This is a genomic window from Pseudomonas mandelii, assembly GCF_900106065.1.
Classification (GTDB): domain Bacteria; phylum Pseudomonadota; class Gammaproteobacteria; order Pseudomonadales; family Pseudomonadaceae; genus Aquipseudomonas; species Aquipseudomonas mandelii.
Window position 1 is genome coordinate 5,559,013 of the sequence record NZ_LT629796.1, and the last position, 21,480, is coordinate 5,580,492.

A 21,480-nucleotide genomic window follows, 5' to 3' on the forward strand; every position below is an offset into this window, starting at 1 on the left:
GACCTGCCATGGGTCATTACTTTTTCATTGAATGCTTCGCGGGTGTTTTTTGCCATGGAAATCGATGCACTGTTGCAGATACTGTCTGACCGGAATGGATCCGATCTCTATCTTTCCACCGGCGCACCACCCAGTGCGCGGTTCGACGGTGTGCTCAAGCCGCTGACCGACCAGCCATTCAAGCCGGGAGCAGTCGCGGCCATTGCCGAGTCCATCATGGACGCCGAACAGCGCCTGGAGTTCGATCGGGAACTGGAGATGAACCTGGCAATCTCCCTGGCGGGTGTCGGGCGCTTTCGGGTCAACATCTTCAAGCAACGCAACGATGTGTCAATCGTGGCACGCAACATCAAGCTCGACATCCCGCGTTTCGAAGACCTCAAACTACCGGCGGTGCTGCTCGAAACCGTGATGCTCAAACAAGGATTGATACTGTTCGTCGGCGCCACCGATTGCGGCAAGTCAACCTCTCTCGCGGCGCTGATCGATTACCGCAACCGCCACAGCACTGGCCATATCGTCACCATCGAGGACCCGATCGAGTACATCCATCGGCACAAGCAGTCGATCATCAACCAGCGCGAGGTCGGCGTCGATACCCGCAGTTTTCATGCTGCCCTGAAAAACACCCTGCGCCAGGCCCCGGACGTGGTACTGATCGGCGAAATCCGCGACCGCGAAACCATGGAGCACGCGCTGGCGTTTGCCGATACGGGCCATCTGGTGATCTCGACGTTGCACGCGCACAACGCCCATCAGGCGCTGGACCGCATCATCAATTTCTTTCCCGAAGAGCGGCGGACGCAGTTGCTGCATGACTTGAGCAACAATCTGAAAGCGTTTGTTTCCCAACGATTGGTGCGGACCCTTGACGGTCAGCGCAGGGCGGCAGTGGAAGTGATGTTGGGAACACCCACGATCGGTGACTTGATAAAGCGCAATCAACTGGACGAACTTAAAGACATCATGGAAAAGTCCGCAGAGTTCGGTATGCAGACGTTCGATGGCGCACTGTATGCACTGGTGATGGAAGGCGCAATCAGTGAGGAAGAGGCGCTAAAACATGCGGACTCGCTGAGCAATCTGAAGTTGCGCCTCAAACTGTATGGCGGTGGGCCTTCGACCGCCAATGCGCCCATTGGGGACTGGGGGTTAGTGGATTGATGAGGTGGGTAAGGCGGCGACGATGAAATGTTGTCTTATGAAGTTTTACTGTTTAGTTAATTTTTGGTGGGTCAGGATTCACCTTCGATTAATGAATCAGTGAACTAAATACATAAGGTTGTTTTATGGTTGTTAAGTTGAAATATAAAGACTATCCGTTGTCCGGAGCCGTTTCCGAAGTCCAGCACCAGTGGTTAAGGGCCGATGCCGCTGAACGACAAGTGGTCGCGCGCTTGTTGCAAAGTGTCTTCGAGGATCAAGAGGATGAAGGGCCGTACTGTTGGCAAGGTTATGAGTTTGAGCTGGCAAAAGGTTCTTCGCTGTATGAAGTCCATATGCCGGGGCGAGTGGCATGGAATAACCTGGCCAACTACACGGTCGTAATGGACGAACTCCGTCGCCACCGTCCGGAGAATATGGCGGCAACCCGTATTAACGAAAACGGCGGACTTGAGATATTCCGAAAAGAGCGGCAAGTGTGGGAAGTCGTCGACGTGAATATCGTCCAGGCGTCGCACTATTATCAAAAGCTGCTGGTGGTAGGTGATATTGCCAGGCAAGCCGGTGGATACATTTACACCGAAGATTTCGTCGATGTGGACCAATGGCTGAGGTTTCATGGCCTGACGGTTCCAACGAACGCGAGCGAAACCAGAAACCTGATCGCGCTTTTCGAGTTTGATCCTGATGTCGATGAGTTGGGGCACTATTGGGGGCAGTTGGTTACGGATGATTCATCGTTAGCCGTCTTGTCGGCTGAGCAACGGACCGCCATTCGGCAGGTTACTCAGCGTGTTACCCAGAACACCAGACTGCTGGACATGTTGTACCGCGAAACGGGACGCGCCGTTGCGACACACGAAAATGCCGCCGAGCGGATCGTCGCGTTGGTCAAGCATCCAGTGGCCCAGGCCTGTGCCAGGCAGATTCTGGAAGCGTCGGACTGGTTCGGCGCGCATCCCGGGCAGAACGTCTCTGCGCAAGATCTCGAGCAACTGCTGGTCACCAGCCTGTTGCTGGATCTTTATCCGTCTCTTGGTAGTACCGGGGATCGCAAGAGTCTCGGTGGTTTCGCTTTATATGCGCCGAGCAACGTAGAGCGGTCGCCGGCCGTGGTCCGCGAAGAGCTGCAAGCCTTTCTCTATACCAAGGGCTGGGTTGATCCTGCGGCGGCGCCACTGGCGTGTCATCTGCTGCTGGCGGACATTGCGCCGGAATTTCTGGTCAGGGGCGTGCCATCGTCGATGACGATGGGGTCGGTTGCCTGGGTAACCTTTTGCCATGGCGTTGCCTTGGCGGAAGCGGTCAGGAAGGGCGCGTCGCGTGTGCTGACGTATGCGCAAATCATGGCGTATGTCGAACTGGAGCCTGTCAGCGAGCCGCTGTCCCGACTGCGGGATTTGGCAATGATCGATCCGATCGTCGACTGGGCCCTGATCAACAGCGTTATCAGCGCAAGCGAGCTGACTCAAGCGGCAACGGACAGCACCGAGCGGGCCATCACCGCGTTCCAGGCATATGCGGAAAACTTCACCCATCTGGCGCGCGTCTATTCCATCCCGATGCCCAACCGCGAAACCATCGCGCGCGAAGCCTTGCAAGGCGCGGTGCCGGAGTGTGATTTTCTCGACGATAAAGTGCTCTATCAACACCCCGGCCTTTATGCGTCCTCCAACCCCATGTCCATGGTCGAGTTGCACATGTCGGCGGATCTGGAAGGTGGCCAGTGGGATTTTCCTGCGGTCTTCCCCGATAAAGTTATTTCCGGGACCCCTGATTTGTTGGCCGGTATCACCCATTACAAAAGACCAACTCAGTACGACCCCTCCGTCACTAGCCTTTATAGTCGCTTTCCAAGGTTGCGGAGCCTGCCTCCCAACAATGTCGAGTACCATCGCCAATTGCGCGATTATCACGGCCAGTTGAATAATGCGCTGGCGAGCAACATCAAGTTGGCCCTTTCACACATGCTTCCTCATGATCTGGACGTCTTTCTGAACGGAAAGATCAGCTTTTTTACCGTTCGTCTTCCGGCCACCAGAACCGAGTCTTTCTTTTCAATATCGCCGATCCCTGTTTCAACGACTTACGAAACCCGGCAAGGTAGCGATGCTGTCAAGGGACGCTTCGGCATTGTCATGTTTGCAACTCACGCAAACACGGCGGTGTGTTATGAGTTGTTCACCTTGCGGGGTGAATTACGGAGAAACAACACGCTCGCCTCGCTGATCATCTCAACAGGCAAATTGCGAACGGCCGCGAGAATGGATTTCGCCGGGGATCTGAATGCGCCGGAACGACCTGCGCCCCCCGAATGGTTGCCTCTTTCTGTTATTGAATATACCGACGGCGTTTTCGCCGGGAATGACGCCAGCAGCGACATGGCAATTATTGAAAAACTGGGCGAACTCCCCGCGCCACTGCAAGTAACGGCTCGCCAGCAGAGTACTTATATGAATGTTGGCAATCCGCAACTGGCGCGAATTCTGGCGTTCGTTGTGAACAATCATCCGTTGCGCACGTTGGACGAAATCGAGTTGATGGCCACCGTGCCGACAGCGCTTGAAACCGAACGCAAAAAAGGCGAAGAGACTGCCGATTACATCGTGAATCTGGTGGTTCCGTTCAAAAAGTGCATCGAGGATTTGTCTTCCGGAGAGCACAACAAGGTCGTAGACGGGATCTACGGTTGCGTCATGGACGCCATGGCGTTGGGCGGGGCATTCGTGGGGGCGGGCGCCAAAGCGCTGAGCATCTCGTCGAAGGCGATCTCCCTGTCGTCCAAAGGCGCCCGTCTGACCAAACTGGCCTTTGTCACCTCCATTTCCCTCTTCAACCCCGTGGATGATGTACCAACGGTGTTTTATGGTGCCGGCAAACTCATCCATAAGGGCGCGTTACGTTTCAGCAGTCAGGCTGAAGCGCTTCTTGGACTGGCGAAGTCCCAGTTGGGCAGACTCCATGGCAGCCACAAATCCTATGACCTGCTCCGCGCCGCCAGTCACGTCCACACCGGACAGGGTAGCTGGCGGCCACGTGGTGCAGTGGGTGAGGCCCTGTCAGTGGTGGCCGCGCGCAACCAACTCCAATGGTATGCCCTCGACCGCCTGGGCAAAGCCTGGGGGCCCAAACTGGAGCACTTTGCCTACGTGGCGCCTGTCGGCTTGCCGCGCCCAACCAAGACATTGCCTGTCAGTTACACCCGACAGTTCATTGAACAAAGTCTGCCGCGAGCCCGGACTAAAATCGAAAACGCAATCAATGCCTTGATCCACCGTGATTTTGAGGCGCAGCGCACGCTGGTCGCGAGGCTGCTGATGGGAAGCGATTCGAATGAAGCAATCAATCAGTTATTGAATTATTTGAGAGCGGTCAGGGCAGACTTCGCGGGCGTTTCCATCAGTAACTTCGTCCTTGATCCACTCAAGGACACCCACCACATTGCCGCTTTCGACGCGGACGCTTACCAGCAGTGGAAAGGCGCAACCGGGCAATCCGACGCGAAGTTCGTTGAAATCTACACCGTCAATCTCAACCGTCACTTCATCGGCCAGGGTTTCAACCTTGACGTCGTCGCAGACGACTTGATCCATGAGCTGTTTCACGGACCTGCGCAGATCGGTGATGTCGCCTATGCCCGCGACGCCGGCAACGTTGGGGGTAGCCAGTCGCTGGACGTGGCGTCGCTGTTGAACCTGGCCTCCGGACAGCTTGCGGTGACAGATGGAGGCAATGCCCGTCACGCCCGTGCCAAAGCCTTTGAAAACGCCGACTCACTGGCGGTGGTCACTTCGCTGCTGAGCCAGTTGTACACCGACGAAGGCGGGTTTGACCGCAACATGTCCCTCCTGCGGAGCACGCTGGAAGCAAACCCCGAACGTGCGATTGTCGATCCGGTGCTGATCACGCTGAACAAACCCGTGACTGCGCAGAGGTTTGCACAGGGCACGGCAGCCCCGGCCCGAGCGTTCGATCGAACCGTTTAAAAAGCCAGTTCCGGCCGATCCCGAAATTGCTCCAGCGCCTCGGGATTGGCCAACGCATCGGTGTTCTTCACCTTCTGCCCATGCACCACGTTCCGCACCGCCAGCTCGACGACCTTGCCGCTGATGGTCCGTGGGATATCGGTCACCGCGACAATCTTCGCCGGTACATGCCGGGGTGTGGTGTTGGCGCGGATGACCTGGCGGATCTGCTGCTGCAAGGCTTCATCCAGTTCGACGCCGTCGCGCAACTTCACGAACAGCACCACCCGCACGTCATCCTGCCATTGCTGACCAATGGCCACGCTGTCCAGCACCTGTGGGACCTTCTCCACCTGACGATAGATTTCCGCGGTACCGATGCGCACGCCGCCCGGGTTGAGCACCGCGTCCGAGCGGCCGTGGATCATCATCGCGCCGTGGGGCAGCTGTTCGGCGTAATCGCCCTGGGCCCAGACGCCGGGGAACTGGCTGAAATATGAAGCGTGCAGCTTCTCCTGCTGCGGGTCGTTCCAGAAACCAATGGGCATCGCCGGGAAGTGCCGGGTGCACACCAGTTCACCTTTCTCGCCGATCACAGGCTTGCCGTCGTCATTCCAGACTTCGACCGCCATGCCCAGGCTTTTGCCCTGGATTTCGCCGCGACGCACGGGCTCAAAAGGATTGCTGTTCACAAAGCACGAAACGATGTCGGTACCACCGGACATCGAGGCCAGGCACAGGTCGCTCTTGAGGTCGCGATACACGTAGTCGTAACTCTGCGGCGACAGCGCGGAACCGGTGCAAAGCAGGGTTTTCAGGCTGCTCAGGTCATGGCTTTCGCGCGGTTTGATCCCATGGGTTTCCAGGGTGGCGATAAATTTTGGACTGGTGCCGAAGACGCTGATGCGTTCATCGTTGATCAGGTCGATCAAACGCCGGGGGGCCGGATGGAACGGCGAGCCGTCGTACAGCACCACTGCACTGCCCACGGCCAGGGCAGAGACCAGCCAGTTCCACATCATCCATCCGCACGTCGTGTAGTAGAACAAACGGTCGCCGGGGCCGAGATCGCAATGCAGGCCGTGCTCCTTGACGTGTTGCAGCAACACGCCGCCGGTGCTGTGGACGATGCATTTCGGCACGCCGGTGGTGCCGCTGGAGTAGAGGATGTACAGCGGATGGGCGAACGGCACGGGGACGAAATCCGGCTCGCCACCGATGTCGTAAAAATCATCCCACAGCGTCACGTTGGCTCGGGTGTGGAACTGTTCGATGCGTGCCTGTGGTCGGGCATAGGGCACCAGGATCAACTGTTGCAAGGATGGCAGGCGATCGAGGATTTCATTGACCTTGGCGGTCTGATCGATGTCCTTGCCGGCGTAGCGATAACCGGCGCAGGTGATGAGCACTTTTGGTTCGATCTGGCCGAAGCGGTCGATGACGCCCTGGGTGCCGAAGTCCGGTGATGAGCAGGACCAGATCGCCCCCAGGCTGGTGGTGCCGAGCATGGCCACCAGAGTTTGCCAGGTATTGGGCATGCACGCGGCGACACGGTCGCCGAGGCCGACGCCAGCGGCTTTCAGACTGTTTTGAAAACCGGCGACATGCTCGGCGAGTTCCGCCCAGGTCAGGTGTTCACGCTGGCCGTTCTCGCCAATCGCAATGACCGCCACGGCATCGTCGCGACGGCGCAGCAGGTGCTCGGCGAAATTCAGGGTGGCGCCTGGGAACCACTCGGCGCTGGGCATTTGCGCGCCTTCCACCAGCACTGCGTCCGGCTGATCGTGGAAACGGATGTCGAAGAAGTCGACGATCGCCTGCCAGAAAGCTACGCGCTGATCGATGGACCATTGGTGCAGGGCGGGGTAGTCGTCGAGGTGAATGTGGTGCCGCTTAATGATGAAGCGCCGGAAGGCCTCCATGCGGGTTTTGCTGATGCGCTCGGCACTGGGTTGCCAGAGGATGTCGGACATGGCTTGCCTCTTCTTCTATTTTCAGATTCATTCGCGGGCAAGCCTCGCTCCTACAGGTTTTGCGTCGAGCCACAAATCCGGCTGCAACCACAAAACCTGTGGGAGCGAGGCTTGCCCGCGAAGAACGATAACGCGGTTTACTGCCGAATTACTGCGCCAACCACCCACCATCAATATTCCACGCCGCGCCGCGCACCTGGCTTCCGGCCTCACTGCACAAGAACAACACCAGTTCGCCCAATTGCGGCGGGGTGACGAATTCCAGCGACGGCTGCTTCTCCGCGAGCAAATCGTGCTGCGCCTGTTGCGGCTCGATCCCGGTCGCGATGCGTGCATCAATCTGCTTCTGCACCAGCGGCGTCAATACCCAGCCCGGGCAAATGGCGTTGCAGGTCACATTGGTCGTTGCCGTTTCCAGCCCGACGACCTTGGTCAAGCCGATCACGCCATGTTTGGCCGCGACATAGGCGGCTTTACCCACCGAGCCCACCTGGCCATGCACCGAGGCAATGTTGATGATCCGGCCCCAACCTTTGGTGCGCATGCCCGGCAGGCTCAAGCGGGTGCTGTGGAACACCGACGACAGGTTGATCGCAATGATCGAGTCCCAACGTTCCACGGGAAAGTCTTCTACCGCCGCTACGTGCTGGATACCGGCGTTGTTCACCAGGATGTCGACGCCGCCGAACTCACGCTCGGCATAAGCAATCATGTCGGCAATCTGCACCGGGTCGCTGACGTCGGCCGGGTGATGGCCGACCTTGCCACCGAATTGCTCGACCTCGGCAATCACTTTGGACGCATCGCCGAAACCGTTGAGAATCAGATTGGCGCCAGCCTCGGCCAGGCTCAGGGCAATGCCCAGGCCGATGCCGCTGGTGGAACCGGTGACCAGTGCAGTCTTGCCCGAAAGAGTCGTCATGAATACCTCACACAATGCCAGTGGCGTAGAAAGTACCGATCACCACAAAAACCGCCAGGGTCTTGATCAGCGTAATACAGAAAATATCTTTGTAGGCTTCACGGTGGGTCAGGCCGGTGACCGCCAGCAGGGTAATCACTGCGCCGTTGTGCGGCAGGGTGTCCATGCCACCACTGGCCATCGCAGCCACTCGGTGCAGCACTTCCAACGGAATGTTGGCAGCGTGGGCCGCAGCGATGAAGTCATTGGCCATGGCCGCCAGCGCAATGCTCATGCCGCCCGACGCCGAACCGGTGATGCCGGCGAGCAGGGTCACGGTAATCGCTTCGTTGACCAACGGGTTGGGAATGCTCTTGAGCCAGTCGGCCAATACCAGGAAGCCCGGCAAGGAGGCGATCACCGCACCAAAACCGTACTCCGACGCGGTGTTCATCGCCGCCAGCAATGAACCGCTGACTGCACTTCGACTGCCCTCGGCCAACTTGCCGCGAATCGCCTGGAAGCCGAACACCAGCACCATGATGATGCCGACCAGCAAGGCCGCTTGCACCGCCCAGATCGCCGTGAGCTTGGCGATTTCGGTGGTGACCGGCGCGGCCATGCCCGGCAGCGCGAGGCTGTGGGTCTTGCCATACCACTGCGGAATCCACTGGGTAAACAGCAGGTTCATGATGCCGACTGCCAGCAATGGCGACAGGGCAATCCATGGATTCGGCAGTTTGATGTCGGCCGCGGTTTCCGGCTCGTTGCGCAGTTCGGTGCCATAACCTTCACCGGCGGCCTGCGCCTTGTTGCGCTGGCGTTGGAGAAACAGCATGCCGGCGCAGACTACGAAGATCGCGCCGATTACACCCAGCCACGGCGCCGCCCACGCGGTGGTGTTGAAGAAGGTGCTGGGGATGATGTTCTGGATCTGCGGGGTGCCGGGCAGGGCGTCCATGGTGAACGAAAACGCGCCGAGGGCGATGGTCGCCGGGATCAAGCGCTTGGGGATGTTGCTCTGGCGGAACATTTCAGCGGCAAACGGGTAGACCGCGAACACCACCACAAACAGCGACACGCCGCCGTAAGTCAGCAGGGCGCAGACCAACACGATCACCAACATCGCCTGACGTGTACCGAGCAACCGAATCGCTGCCGCGACGATGGAGCGTGAGAATCCCGACAGCTCAATCAGCTTGCCGAACACCGCGCCGAGCAGGAACACCGGGAAATACAGTTTGATGAAGCCGACCATTTTTTCCATGAACACCCCGGTGAAGGCAGGGGCGACGGCGGAAGGGTCGGTGAGCAAGACGGCGCCGAGGGCGGCAATCGGGGCGAAGAGAATAACGCTGTAGCCACGGTAAGCAGCCAGCATCAGCAGCGCGAGGGCTGCCAAGGCAATGATCACACTCATGGTGTGTCTCCTGGATTGTTATTTTTGTAGGGTGGAACTTTTGTGGGAGAGGGCTTTAGCGAGTTTCGTGCCATTTACTTAAGGCATTGAAATATAAGGATATTTATTTATGTATAAGGTGATTCTGAATGATTTGTCTCTTATTCGAGATTTTTTGCGGCTGTGAGAGTGCCTTCGCGGGCAAGCCTCGCTCCTGCATGATTTGCGGTCGTCCGCACAAACAAGAGCGCCTTGGTCCCGTAAGAGCGAGGATTGCCCGCGAAGAGGCCCTATCTACCAATAGAGATCAATGTCTCTTTATGGAGACTCGGCAATCCCTAGCGCCACCATCTTCTTATACAAAGTCGACCGACCCAGCCCCAACCGCGCCGCCGCTTCAATCACCTTACCCCCGCATTGCGCCAGGGCAGATTCAATCAATTGCCGGTCAAACCGCTCCCGCGCCTCGCTGAACGTCTCCTGCGCAACGGCCTCAACGACCCTCGGCGCCACACGCGTCACTGGTGTGAACGTCCCGATTGCCGCGCGGATGTCCCCTGCATTCAGCACCAGGTCATCACTGAGCAGCGCCGCGCGTTCCAGCACGTTGCGCAGCTCACGGATATTGCCCGGCCAGGCGTGATGCGCCAGCAGGTCCAAGGCTTCGGTGTTCAGCTCATGCTGGCTGCGAAGTTCCTCAAGGATCGCTTCACTGAGCGCTGGCAAGTCATCAAGACGATCGCGCAGAGGCGGCACGTTGATCGGCAGCACGTTGAGCCGGTAATACAAATCGGCGCGAAATTCGCCGCGCTTGATCGCCGCTTCCAGGTCCGTGGAGGTCGCTGCGATCACTCGCACATCACTCTGGATGACCTCATTGGAACCGACCGGCTCGAATTCCTTTTCCTGCAACACGCGCAGCAACTTGCTTTGCAGCGGCAACGGCATGTCGCCGATTTCATCGAGAAACAGCGTGCCGCCCTGGGCGATCTGCAACTTGCCGGCCCGGCCCTTGCGATCGGCGCCAGTGAAGGCGCCCGGCGCGGTGCCAAAAAATTCGGCTTCGAGCAACGACTCGGGAATCGCTGCGCTGTTGATGCTGACGAAGGCTTTGTGCGCGCGGGGTGAAGCGCCGTGGATCGCCTGGGCCAGCAGCTCCTTGCCGGTGCCGGTTTCGCCGAGCAACAGCACCGGTGACTCGGCACTGGCACTGCGCCGGGCGCGGCGTTTGACTTCCAGGCTGGCGGCGCTGGTCCCGATGAAGTGGGCGAAGTTGTATTTGGTCTGCCGCGACCGCAGCAACGAGCGGGTAGAGGCCAGTTCTTCCTGCATGCTCAGGTAGCGTTTGAGCATCGGAGACAGGCTGTGCAATTCGTCGAACAGCGCAAAACCAATGGCGCCGATGACGGCGCCCGCGTCGTCGTGGATCGGCAAGCGCATGACCACCAGGGGTTCTTTCGGCGTGTCCTGCATATCCAGCAAAATCGGGCGACCGGTGCGAACCACCTCACGTAACAAGCTGCCCGGTATCACGCTTTCGCACGCTTTGCCGATGGCCACTTCGGCTGATTCCAGGCCGAAGCGGCGGGCATAGCGCTCGTTCATCCAGACGATATTCGCGTCGCGGTCGACAATCACCGTGCCCTCGCTGGATTGCTCGATGATCTCGAACAGCGAACGGATCGCCAGCAGGCGAACGCGCTGGTAGTCCTTGAGGCTTTCGGTGGTGTTCATGGGTTTCATGTCCAGAATGTGTGTTGTCTTGGCGGGCCTCTTCGCGGGCAAGCCTCGCTCCTGCAGGGTTTGTGTCGAGCCACAAATTCAGCGATAACCACAAAACCTGTGGGAGCGAGGCTTGCCCGCGAAGGCCGCGACGCGGTTCATCGATGTGGACGCGATTATGCCTACCGCGTATGCGCCGCCGCCAACAGCTCTTTGGTGTACGGATGCTGCGGCGAATCGAATACGTCGTGGCTGGCACCGCTTTCCACCACTTTGCCGTCCTTGATCACGATCATGTCGTGGGCGAGGGCACGTACCACCGCCAGATCATGACTGATGAACAGGTAGGTCAGGCCGTGTTTTTCCTGAAGTTGGCGGAGCAGGGCGACCACTTGTTTCTGCACGGTGCGATCCAGTGCCGAGGTCGGTTCATCGAGCAGAATCAGCGCCGGTTTCAGCACCAGCGCCCGGGCAATGGCGATGCGCTGACGCTGGCCACCGGAGAACTCGTGGGGATAGCGATCACGGCTTTGCGGGTCGAGGCCGACTTCTTCCAGTGCACGAATCACTTCGGCTTTGCATTCATCAGCGGTCAATTGGCTATGCACTTCAAGCCCTTCGCTGATGATCTGCGCCACGGACATGCGTGGACTGAGACTGCCGAAGGGGTCCTGGAACACCACCTGCATCTTCTTGCGCCATGGCCGCAACTGCTTTTGCGTCAGACCGTCCAGTGCCTCGCCCTGAAAGCGAATGCTGCCTTCGGAATCGAGCAAACGCAGAATCGCCTGGCCCAGGGTCGATTTGCCCGAACCGGACTCGCCCACGATGCCCAGGGTCTTGCCACGCTGAATGTTGAGGCTGATGCCGTCCACCGCGTTCAGATACGTCTTGCGCTGGAACAAGCCGCCACCAAGGGCAAACTGCACGCGCAGGTTGTCCACTTCCAGAACGTTCTCGCGCTCGTCCCGGGGCAGGGCTTCGCCTTCCGGTTCGGCGTTCAGCAGCACGCAACTGTAGGGATGTTTCGGTTCGGTGAAGATCGTTTCGCAGGTGGCCTCTTCGACGATTTCCCCGGCCTTCATCACGCACACACGCTGAGCGATGCTGCGCACCAGATTGAGGTCGTGGCTGATCAACAGCAGCGACATGCCGAGACGCTGTTGCAGGGACTTGAGCAGAATCAGAATCTTGCGCTGCACTGTCACGTCCAGCGCCGTGGTGGGTTCGTCGGCGATCAGCAACTGCGGCTCGCACGCCAGGGCCATGGCGATCATTACCCGTTGCCGCTGGCCACCGGACAGCTGATGGGGATAGGCCTTGAGCCGCTCTTTGGGTTTCTGGATGCCGACCAGTTGCAGCAACTCCAGAATCCGCGCTTGCGCCGCGTTGCCCGTCAGGCCTTTGTGCACCAGCAGGGTTTCGCCGATCTGCTTTTCGATGCTGTGCAACGGGTTGAGCGAGGTCATCGGTTCCTGGAAGATCATCGCGATCCGGTTGCCGCGAAGTTCACGCAACACCTGGGGCGGGGCACCGAGCAACTCCTTGCCGCGATAGCGAATGCTGCCCGTGGTCCGGGTGCCGGTCTCGGGCAGCAGTTGCAGGATCGAGTGGGCGGTCACCGATTTGCCGGAGCCCGATTCGCCGACCAATGCCAGGCATTCGCCGGGATGGATGTCCAGGCACAGATTGCGCACCACCGTCTGGCCATTGAAGGCCACGCTGAGGTCACGGATTTCGATCAGGTTGGTACTCATATCTACAGTCCGCGTCAGGATCGGGGGTCAAAGGCATCGCGCAACGCCTCGCCGATAAACACCAATAAGGAAAGAATCAGCGCCAGGGTGAAAAACGCCGTCAGCCCCAGCCACGGCGCTTGCAGGTTCTGCTTGCCTTGCCCGATCAGCTCGCCCAGCGATGCGCTGCCGGCCGGCATCCCGAAGCCGAGAAAATCCAGGGCCGTGAGGGTGGAGATGGCGCCGGTGAGAATGAACGGCAGGTAGCTCAAGGTCGCGTTCATGGCGTTGGGCAGGATATGCCGGACAATCACTTTTCGATCCGTGAGGCCCAGCGCCCGGGCGGCTTTGACGTATTCCAGATTGCGACCGCGCAGGAACTCGGCGCGCACCACGTCGACCAGCGCCAGCCAGGAAAACAGCGCCATGATCCCCAGCAGCCACCAGAAATTCGGTTCGACGAACCCCGACAGAATGATCAGCAAGTACAGCACTGGCAGACCGGACCAGACCTCCAGCAAGCGTTGACCCAGCAGGTCGACCCAGCCGCCGTAATAGCCTTGCAAAGCGCCGGCGGCGATGCCGATCAAGGCGCTGACGAAGGTCAGCATCAACGCAAACAGGATCGACACCCGTGCGCCGAAAATCACCCGGGCCATGACGTCCCGGGACTGGTCGTCGGTGCCCAGCCAGTTGACGCTGGAGGGCGGGCTTGGCGCCGGTGTATTGAGTTCATAGTTGGGCGTGTCATCGCTGAACGGGATCGGCGGGAACAGCATCCAGCCGCCGTCCTTGTGAATCAGCTTTTGCACGTATTCGCTGCGATAGTCAGCCTGGAACGGCAGTTGCCCGCCGAACTCCTGCTCGGTGTGGCGCTTGAATACCGGGAAGTACCACTGGCCCTGATAACTGACCACCAGCGGTTTGTCGTTGGCGATCAACTCACCGCCCAAGGTCAGCAGAAACAGGCCAATGAACAGCCACAGCGACCACCAGCCCCGACGGTTTTTCTTGAAGCGTTCAAAGCGGCGACGGCCTAACGGCGAGAGCTTGAACATCAGGCGTTCCTCGCGGCGAAGTCGATACGCGGGTCGACCAGGGTGTAGCAGAGGTCGCCGATCAGTTTTATCAAAAGCCCGAACAGCGTGAAGATAAACAGCGAGCCGAACACCACCGGATAGTCCCGCGACACGGCAGCCTCATAGCTCATGCGCCCCAGGCCATCGAGGGAGAAAATCACTTCGATCAGCAGCGACCCGGCGAAGAACACGCTGATGAACGCCTGGGGAATCCCCGACACCACCAGCAACATCGCATTGCGGAACACATGGCCGTACAGCACGCGTCGTTCGCTCAAGCCTTTGGCCCGTGCGGTGACCACGTACTGGCGCGTGATTTCATTGAGGAACGAGTTCTTGGTGAGGATCGTCAGCGTGGCGAAACCGCCGATCACCAACGCCGTCACCGGCAGCACCAGGTGCCAGAAATAGTCGGCGATCTTGCCCACGGTCGACAGCGATTCGAAGTTGTCCGACACCAGTCCGCGCACCGGGAACCAGTTCAGAGAGGTGCCACCGGCGAAGACCACGATCAGGAACATCGCGAACAGGAACGCCGGCATCGCGTAACCGATGATGATTGCCGTGCTGCTCCAGATGTCGAAATGGCTGCCATGATGCACGGCCTTGCGGATGCCCAGCGGGATCGACACCAGGTACGTGATCAGCGTCGCCCATAGCCCGAGGGAAATGGTCACCGGCATTTTTTCCAGGATCAGGTCGGTGACGGTGGCGCCGCGGAAGAAGCTCTTGCCAAAGTCCAGGCGCGCGTAGCTGGTGAGCATCAGCCACAGGCGTTCGTGTGCGGGCTTGTCGAAGCCGTACTGCTTTTCGATGTCCTTGATCAATTGCGGGTCGAGACCGCGACTGGCCCGGGAGGTGCCGGACATGGTCTCCCCGGAGCCGCCGCCGACACTGGCGCCACCGATGCCTTGCAAATGCGCGATGGCCTGCTCCACCGGACCGCCCGGTGCAGCCTGGACGATGACGAAGTTGACCAGAAGAATGATCACCAGCGTCGGGATGATCAGCAGCAGACGCCGCAGTATGTAAGCCCACATCAATGCGGCCCTCCGGGTGTGCCACGGCGGATTTTTTCCGCCGTCATCTGCTGGTTGGTCAGCGGCGTGGTGCTCACTTCCCACCAGCTTTCGATGGCTTCGTCATTACTGGCCTGCTCGTTGGGCATGCCGAACCGGTTCCACCACACCGTTGAAGTGCCCGGCGGGTAATAGTTGGGAATCCAGTAGTAGTTCCATTGCAGCACCCGGTCCAGTGCGTGGGCGTAACGCAGCATTTCGGGCTGGGTGTTGGCGCGGACCAGGCCGTTGATCAGGGTGTCGACCGCCGGGTTCTTCAGCACCATGTAGTTGTTGGCGCCGGGGTCGTTGGCCGAGACCGAGCCGAAGTAGTTGAACAGCTCGCCACCCGGTGAAGTGGTGACCGGGTAGCCGGTGACGATCATGTCGTAATCGCGGCTCATCAGGCGATTCACATACTGGGACGCGTCGATGCGGCGGATGTTCAGGTCGATGCCGATCTGTTTCAAGGTGCGCTTGTATGGCAGGAGCAATCGGTCCATGCCGTTTTGGCTGACCAGAAAAGTGAAACTCAGTGGCGTGCCCTCGGCGTTGACCAGTTGGTCGCCGTCGGGTTTCCAGCCGGCCTGCTCGAGCAAGTCCAGCGCTTGCAATTGTTTGTCGCGAATCAGACCGCTGCCATCGGTTTTCGGCGCTTCGAAGACCTGGGTGAAGACTTCGTCGGGAATCTGCCCACGCAGCGGTTCGAGAATGGCCAGCTCGCCGGCGTCCGGCAGTTTGCGGGCGGCGAGGTCGGTGTTGGAAAAGAAGCTTTGCTGGCGGATGTACAGGTCGCGCATCATCTGCCGATTGCTCCACTCGAAATCCCAGAGCATGGCCAGGGCCTGGCGCACTCGGCGGTCCTGGAATATCGGTTTTTGCAGGTTGAAGACAAAACCCTGGGCCGATTGCGGGGCTTCTGTGGCCAGATGTGCTTTTTGCAGGCGACCGTCGCTCAGGGCCGGGCTTTCGTAGCCGATGGAGTAACCGGTCGCGGAGAATTCGCGGTTGTAGTCATAGGCGCCGCCACGCAGGACCTGGCGTGCGACGTCGGTATCGCCGAAGTACTCGATGCTGAAATGATCGAAGTTGTAGAGGCCGCGGCTGACCGGCAAATCCTTGCCCCACCAGGTGGCGTTGCGCTCGAAGGTGATGCTGCGACCGGAGTCGACCTTGCCCACCTTATAAGGGCCGCTGCCCAATGGCGCCTCATAACCACCGCCATTGGCGAAGTCACGGGTCTTCCACCAGTGTTCGGGAAATACCGGCAACGTGGCGATGTCGAGGGGCAAGGTACGGTTTTCGTTGCTTTTGAAGTCGAACCGGACCGTTAGCGGCGCTTCGACTTCGACGCCTTTGACGTCGGCGAACTGGGTGCGATAGCGCAGGCTGCCCTGGGTCATCAGCAGGTCGAAGGTGTAGCGCACGTCCTGGGCGGTGATCGGTGTGCCGTCGGCGAAACGCGCCTTCGGATTCAAATAGAAGCGCAGCGACATACCGTCGTCGGAGCGCTCCATTTTCTGTGCCACCAGACCGTACACGGTATAGGGTTCGTCCAGCGAACGCTGGGCCAGGGGCGAGTAGAGCAAGCCGTCGATCTGCGTGACGCCAATGCCTTTGTCGATGTACGGCAATATATGGTCGAAATGCCCGATCTCGATGGCCGAGCGACGCATCGTGCCGCCCTTGGGGGCTTGCGGGTTGGCGTAGGCGAAATGACTGAAGCCGGCGGGGTACTTCGCCGGTTCGCCGTACACGGTCAACGCATGTTGCGGTGCAGCATTCACACCGACGGCACTCAACAGCAGGGCCATGGCAGTGAACAACAAAGTGGGGAAAGCCAGTCGCATTGTCAGCCTTAGAGCCGGGTGGTCGATAACCGCAATTTGTACGCTAGCGGCGCGTCCCTCGCCAGCCGTATTACGTATCCGAAACACAACGGCCCGCCAAAAGGCGGGCCGCTGTGCAGAATATCAGAGTGCTGATCAGTCCTGACGGCTGGTCACTTCCAGCAGGTGGTAGCCGAACTGGGTCTTGACCGGGCCTTGCACCACGTTGATAGGTGCGCTGAAGACGACGGTGTCGAACTCCTTGACCATCTGTCCTGGACCGAACGAGCCGAGGTCGCCGCCCTGGCGGCTGGATGGGCAAGTGGAGTTGGCTTTGGCAACTTCGGCGAAATCAGCGCCGCCTTCGATCTGGGCCTTGAGTTCGTTGCACTTGTCTTCCGAGCTAACCAGGATGTGACGGGCAGTGGCTTTAGCCATGGAAAATTCTCCTTTCAATGTTCAGTAAAGTGCGGAGCCTACCGGATTCAGTGGCCTATTTCTCGACAAAGTTCCGGACAGATTATAGGCCGGCATTTCTCAGGCGCTCGGCATGCTGCACATACAAGGCAATCGGATCGATGCCCTTGCGCAGCGGGCCGGCGGTTTGACAGAGGCTGTCCAGATGATCCAGCGGATAGTCGGAACGGATGACTTTGCCTAAATGGGAGCTGTAGCGGCCCACCATGCCGTCATTTTGCTCTGCCTCGGTGGTGAAGTAGCGAGAGAAGGCCTGGAGGAAACCGTGCAGCGGACTGACCGCCCCCAGCCCTTTATCGAGAAGGTCACCCTGCAATGTGCCGCTCCAGGAGTAATAACGCACGCCGTTCACCAGTTCGCGCCCCTTGCCGCCCCAGGTTTTCGGCAGTCCTTGCGGGTATTTGTCGTTGAACGCGCCCACACCTTCGGTGGTCAAGGCGTTGAGCGCGGCGATGGCGTTCTGCGGCAAACGCTGATGACCGCTGAGCAACGACAGAAAATCAGCAAACAGCGTGGCAACCGTGGCCGCGACGTGTTCCGGCAGGCGTCCCGGTGTGAGGGCCTTGCGCAGGAAATCGGCCAGTTCCGAGCCGTGGTTCGGGCCGCTGACCGAAGTCACCGACGCGACGATCTCCGGCGCGATGGCGGCGGCGTAACGTGCTGCGAGGGCACCCTGACTGTGACCGATCAGGTTGACCTGGTGGGCGCCGGTTCCTTCCAGCACCCGTTCGATCTGTGCCAACAGTTGGTCACCGCGCACTTCGTTGCTTTGGGTAGCCGAGAGGTGGGGGATGAACACTCTTGCACCGGCACTTCTGAGGGCCTGCTTGACGTCATGGAAGAGTTCGACTTTGCCAATGCGATCAAAGCCGAAGAGGCCGTGGATCAACAGGATTGGATACTGAGTAGTTGCATTCCGTAGCATGTTCATTCCTTTTTCGCGATGGTTCAGAGAGGTGAATATGGGCTCACTCTAAAGCACACCAGCGGCTCGGCGATGTATGAGGAATCCGCTGTAAGTTGATGAAAAAGGTATAGAAAACGTAGGAAAGTTCGAAAGAGCCTGAGGTCCCGTTCGGAATATTTGGACATCTTTTTGTCGCTCGCCGAGCGCATCAATGCAACGGCCTACTGTGTCAACGCCGTTTACCTGTCAACCGATTCGCTTTTCAGACGCCCAGCCCTCGAATCGAGGGCTGGAAGGTCGGCGGTGGTTATGCCGGTCGCTGAACGCCGTTCTGTGCCCGCAGCCGGTCGACGGCCTGTCGCAACAGGTGTTCCGTTCCGGTCCAGCCGAGGCAGCCATCAGTCACTGATACGCCGTAGCGCAGCGATGGGCTCAAGGGCTGGCAGCCTTCGAACAAATGGCTCTCGATCATCATGCCGATCAGCGATTGATCGCCTTGCAGGCGTTGCTCAAGCACATCGTTGAATACGGCGGGCTGACGAGCCGGGTCTTTGCCGCTGTTGGCGTGGCTGCAGTCGACCATGATCCGTGCGGGGATCTTGAGTCGGGTCAAGTCGCTGTTCACTTGGGCGACGCTGTCGCGATCGTAGTTCGGCCCGCGATGACCGCCGCGCAACACCAGATGGGTGTCGGGATTGCCAGGGGTTTGAATGATCGCAGGATGCCCCTGGCTGTCGACACCGAAATGACGATGCGGGTGGGCGGCCGAACGCATGGCATCGCTGGCAACGGCCACGCCGCCATCGGTGCCGTTCTTGAATCCGACGGGCATGCTCAGGCCGCTGGCCATTTCCCGGTGGATTTGCGACTCGGTGGTGCGGGCACCGATGGCGACCCAGCTCAGCAGATCGTCGAAGTAGCCGGCCGCCATCGGTTGCAACAGTTCGGTGGCAATTGGCAAGCCGAGGCGCAGCATCTCGCGCATCAGTTCACGGGAGAGGGTCAAGCCGCCGGCCATGTCATCGCTGCCGTCAAGCTGCGGGTCGTAGGCCAGGCCTTTCCAGCCGACCGTGGTGCGGGGCTTTTCGACGTAGGCGCGCATTACCAGCAACAGCTGGTCGCTGACTTCGGCGGCGAGGCGAGCGAGGTGGGTGGCGTATTCGAGGGCGGACTGGGGATCGTGAATCGAGCAAGGGCCGACGATGACCAGCAGACGGGAATCTTCACCGTTGAGGATCGCGCGGACCGCGTCGCGGTGGGCGGCGACTTGCCGGGTCAGGGCGTTGTTGAGGGGCAGTTGCTGCTTGAGTTGCAACGAGCTGGGCAGACGCAGGGTCAGCGCTTCATTGGCGGGACTCAAGGTGGACAGCGGCAGAGCAGAGACGGACGAGTTCATATTCAGGCTTCCTGGGCTGGCGGCGGGTTCGTTCCCGCGCGCTCGGCCCTACTGGGGTGTTCGACAATTGGCCGGATTGGCTGCGTGTGTGTGCTTGCCACCTGTGGGTGACCGATCGGAGGCGGCAGGCTGTCCCGAGCGGAGGCTGCTAAATCGCCAGGCGGAAAAACTGTCGTAACGGTAATAAGTGGCGTAGTTCATTTCGTAAATCCTCTGGTTGTCTGGTGTGTCGCAAAAAAATCAGGGGCTGAAAAAACAAAACCCCCGGTCGGGAGGCCGACCGGGGGTTGAGAATTCTCTGGTGGCGACCCGTTTAAAGTGGGCGCCGTGTGGGTATCAGGCGCGCCAGTGGCTAAACCAATACCCAAAATAAAAGCTGACCGGAGCACAAACGTCAGTCGCCCGGGCAGCCGTAACCGAGCGCGAGGCGCTGGCGGTACGAAGCTGTAAGAGGGCGTTGAACATGGTCTGTCTCCGATGAATGCGCCGAGCTTACTAGAGGCCGGTGCGCGGTTTCAATCAGAAAATGCTATCGATGACCGATCACCTTTTCTATCGCTTGAGTGGTCGAGGTTTGTGACACACTTTGGGCGTCACTCACGAGTGATGTCACAAGGGCGAACCATGACGACACTGATCGTTGGCACCTGCGGAGGTTTTAATGGCTTTTGACTGGCGCCCGGCAACATCCGGCGACCTTGATTTCGCTCGCGAACTGACCTGTCGCAACATGCTCCGCTATTACATTCAAAATGACCTGCTCTGGCAGGACGAGGCGTTCGATGTCGCCTGGGCCGGGCGCGAGAACTGGTTGATTGTCCGGGACGATGTCTTGCTGGGTTATGTGAGCCTCAGTCGCGACTCCAGGGCTTTGTATATCCGCGAATTGCACGTGCTGGAAGCGTTTCAGGGGCAGGGTGCCGGTTCCTGGGCGATCGATCAGGTATTGGCCATGGCGAGCAAGGAACGGCGTCCAGCATTACGCCTGACAGTTTTTGAAACGAATCCGGCCAAAGCGCTGTACGAGAGAAAAGGACTGAAGGTAGCCGGCCAAGACGAGTGTTTCCTGAGAATGCAGCGTGATGTCGATGAGCTGTATCGCTGAAACACGCTAGCGACAAGCCTTTCAAGATGTATTGAAACTTTTTATATAGCGCTTGCCGCTAGGTCTGCCAGTCGCTTTTTGCTAAGGTGTCCGGCAACCCAATAAGACCATATCGCGAGGTGTCTGCTTGATTAGGGTGCTAGTAGTCGATGACCATGATCTCGTTCGTACAGGCATTACACGAATGCTGGCTGACATCGATGGCCTGCAAGTAGTCGGCCAGGCTGAGTCGGGGGAGGAATCCCTGCTTAAAGCGCGTGAGTTGAAACCCGATGTGGTGCTGATGGACGTCAAGATGCCCGGGATCGGCGGTCTTGAAGCCACGCGCAAGTTATTGCGCAGTCATCCGGACATCAAAGTCGTCGCGGTTACCGTGTGCGAGGAAGATCCGTTTCCTACGCGGCTGCTGCAGGCCGGTGCCGCCGGTTATTTGACCAAGGGCGCCGGGTTGCCGGAAATGGTCCAGGCCATTCGCCTGGTGTTTGCCGGGCAACGCTACATCAGCCCGCAGATTGCACAGCAACTGGCGATCAAATCCTTTCAGCCGACCAACGATTCGCCCTTCGACGCGCTGTCGGAACGCGAGATCCAGATCGCATTGATGATTGTCGGCTGTCAGAAAGTCCAGATCATTTCCGACAAGCTCTGCCTGTCGCCCAAAACGGTCAACACTTACCGTTACCGCATTTTCGAGAAGCTCTCGATCAGCAGTGATGTCGAGCTGACGCTGTTGGCGGTGCGTCACGGCATGGTCGATGCCAGCCTCTGA

Annotated in this window: 15 protein-coding genes; 4 read left to right on the forward strand and 11 right to left on the reverse strand. The window is 59.2% G+C overall.

Features of this window, described 5'->3' with window-relative positions:
• Positions 1–54: 54 nt before the first annotated feature.
• Positions 55–1,164, forward strand: coding sequence for a PilT/PilU family type 4a pilus ATPase (locus BLU63_RS25855; RefSeq protein WP_083377302.1), 1,110 nt, complete (start codon positions 55–57; stop codon positions 1,162–1,164).
• A 125-nt stretch (positions 1,165–1,289) separates the two neighbouring features.
• Positions 1,290–5,150, forward strand: a complete 3,861-nt coding sequence (locus tag BLU63_RS25860; protein ID WP_083376589.1) for a hypothetical protein — start codon at positions 1,290–1,292, stop codon at positions 5,148–5,150.
• On the opposite strand, the gene BLU63_RS25865 is transcribed toward BLU63_RS25860, so the two are convergent.
• From BLU63_RS25865 to BLU63_RS25915, 11 genes are all read right to left on the reverse strand, one after another.
• Positions 5,147–7,102, reverse strand: a complete 1,956-nt coding sequence (locus BLU63_RS25865) for an acetoacetate--CoA ligase (RefSeq protein ID WP_083376590.1) — start codon at positions 7,100–7,102, stop codon at positions 5,147–5,149. The two genes, BLU63_RS25860 and BLU63_RS25865, sit on opposite strands and share 4 nt — an antisense overlap.
• 148 nt (positions 7,103–7,250) lie before the next feature.
• On the reverse strand, positions 7,251–8,024 hold the full coding sequence (gene hbdH / locus BLU63_RS25870; protein ID WP_083376591.1) for a 3-hydroxybutyrate dehydrogenase: 774 nt from the start codon (positions 8,022–8,024) through the stop codon (positions 7,251–7,253).
• A gap of 7 nt (positions 8,025–8,031) precedes the next feature.
• Complete coding sequence (locus BLU63_RS25875) at positions 8,032–9,423, reverse strand: GntP family permease (protein ID WP_010460857.1); 1,392 nt, start codon at positions 9,421–9,423, stop codon at positions 8,032–8,034.
• Between the two features lie 297 nt (positions 9,424–9,720).
• Positions 9,721–11,136 (reverse strand): sigma-54 interaction domain-containing protein, encoded by a 1,416-nt coding sequence (locus tag BLU63_RS25880; RefSeq protein ID WP_010460855.1) that lies wholly within the window; start codon positions 11,134–11,136, stop codon positions 9,721–9,723.
• 170 nt (positions 11,137–11,306) lie between these two features.
• Positions 11,307–12,881, reverse strand: coding sequence for an ABC transporter ATP-binding protein (locus tag BLU63_RS25885; RefSeq protein ID WP_083376592.1), 1,575 nt, complete (start codon positions 12,879–12,881; stop codon positions 11,307–11,309).
• Between the two features lie 14 nt (positions 12,882–12,895).
• A complete protein-coding gene (locus BLU63_RS25890; RefSeq protein WP_083376593.1) occupies positions 12,896–13,918 on the reverse strand; it encodes an ABC transporter permease in 1,023 nt (340 codons plus the stop codon).
• On the reverse strand, positions 13,918–14,979 hold the full coding sequence (locus BLU63_RS25895; RefSeq protein WP_010460849.1) for a microcin C ABC transporter permease YejB: 1,062 nt from the start codon (positions 14,977–14,979) through the stop codon (positions 13,918–13,920). Before BLU63_RS25895 ends, BLU63_RS25890 begins: the two co-directional genes overlap by 1 nt.
• Entirely contained in the window at positions 14,979–16,847 is a 1,869-nt protein-coding gene (locus BLU63_RS25900; protein ID WP_077747706.1) for an extracellular solute-binding protein, read from the reverse strand. Before BLU63_RS25900 ends, BLU63_RS25895 begins: the two co-directional genes overlap by 1 nt.
• A gap of 135 nt (positions 16,848–16,982) precedes the next feature.
• Positions 16,983–17,264: a peptidylprolyl isomerase gene (locus tag BLU63_RS25905; RefSeq protein WP_007912303.1), complete on the reverse strand. Its 282-nt coding sequence runs from the start codon at positions 17,262–17,264 to the stop codon at positions 16,983–16,985.
• Between the two features lie 82 nt (positions 17,265–17,346).
• Positions 17,347–18,228: an esterase/lipase family protein gene (locus BLU63_RS25910; protein ID WP_083376594.1), complete on the reverse strand. Its 882-nt coding sequence runs from the start codon at positions 18,226–18,228 to the stop codon at positions 17,347–17,349.
• A gap of 289 nt (positions 18,229–18,517) precedes the next feature.
• Positions 18,518–19,606: a 3-deoxy-7-phosphoheptulonate synthase gene (locus tag BLU63_RS25915; protein WP_083376595.1), complete on the reverse strand. Its 1,089-nt coding sequence runs from the start codon at positions 19,604–19,606 to the stop codon at positions 18,518–18,520.
• Between the two features lie 661 nt (positions 19,607–20,267).
• Here BLU63_RS25915 and BLU63_RS25920 point away from each other — a divergent pair.
• Complete coding sequence (locus tag BLU63_RS25920) at positions 20,268–20,711, forward strand: GNAT family N-acetyltransferase (RefSeq protein ID WP_083376596.1); 444 nt, start codon at positions 20,268–20,270, stop codon at positions 20,709–20,711.
• 127 nt (positions 20,712–20,838) lie between these two features.
• Positions 20,839–21,480: a response regulator transcription factor GacA gene (gacA, locus tag BLU63_RS25925; protein ID WP_008015884.1), complete on the forward strand. Its 642-nt coding sequence runs from the start codon at positions 20,839–20,841 to the stop codon at positions 21,478–21,480.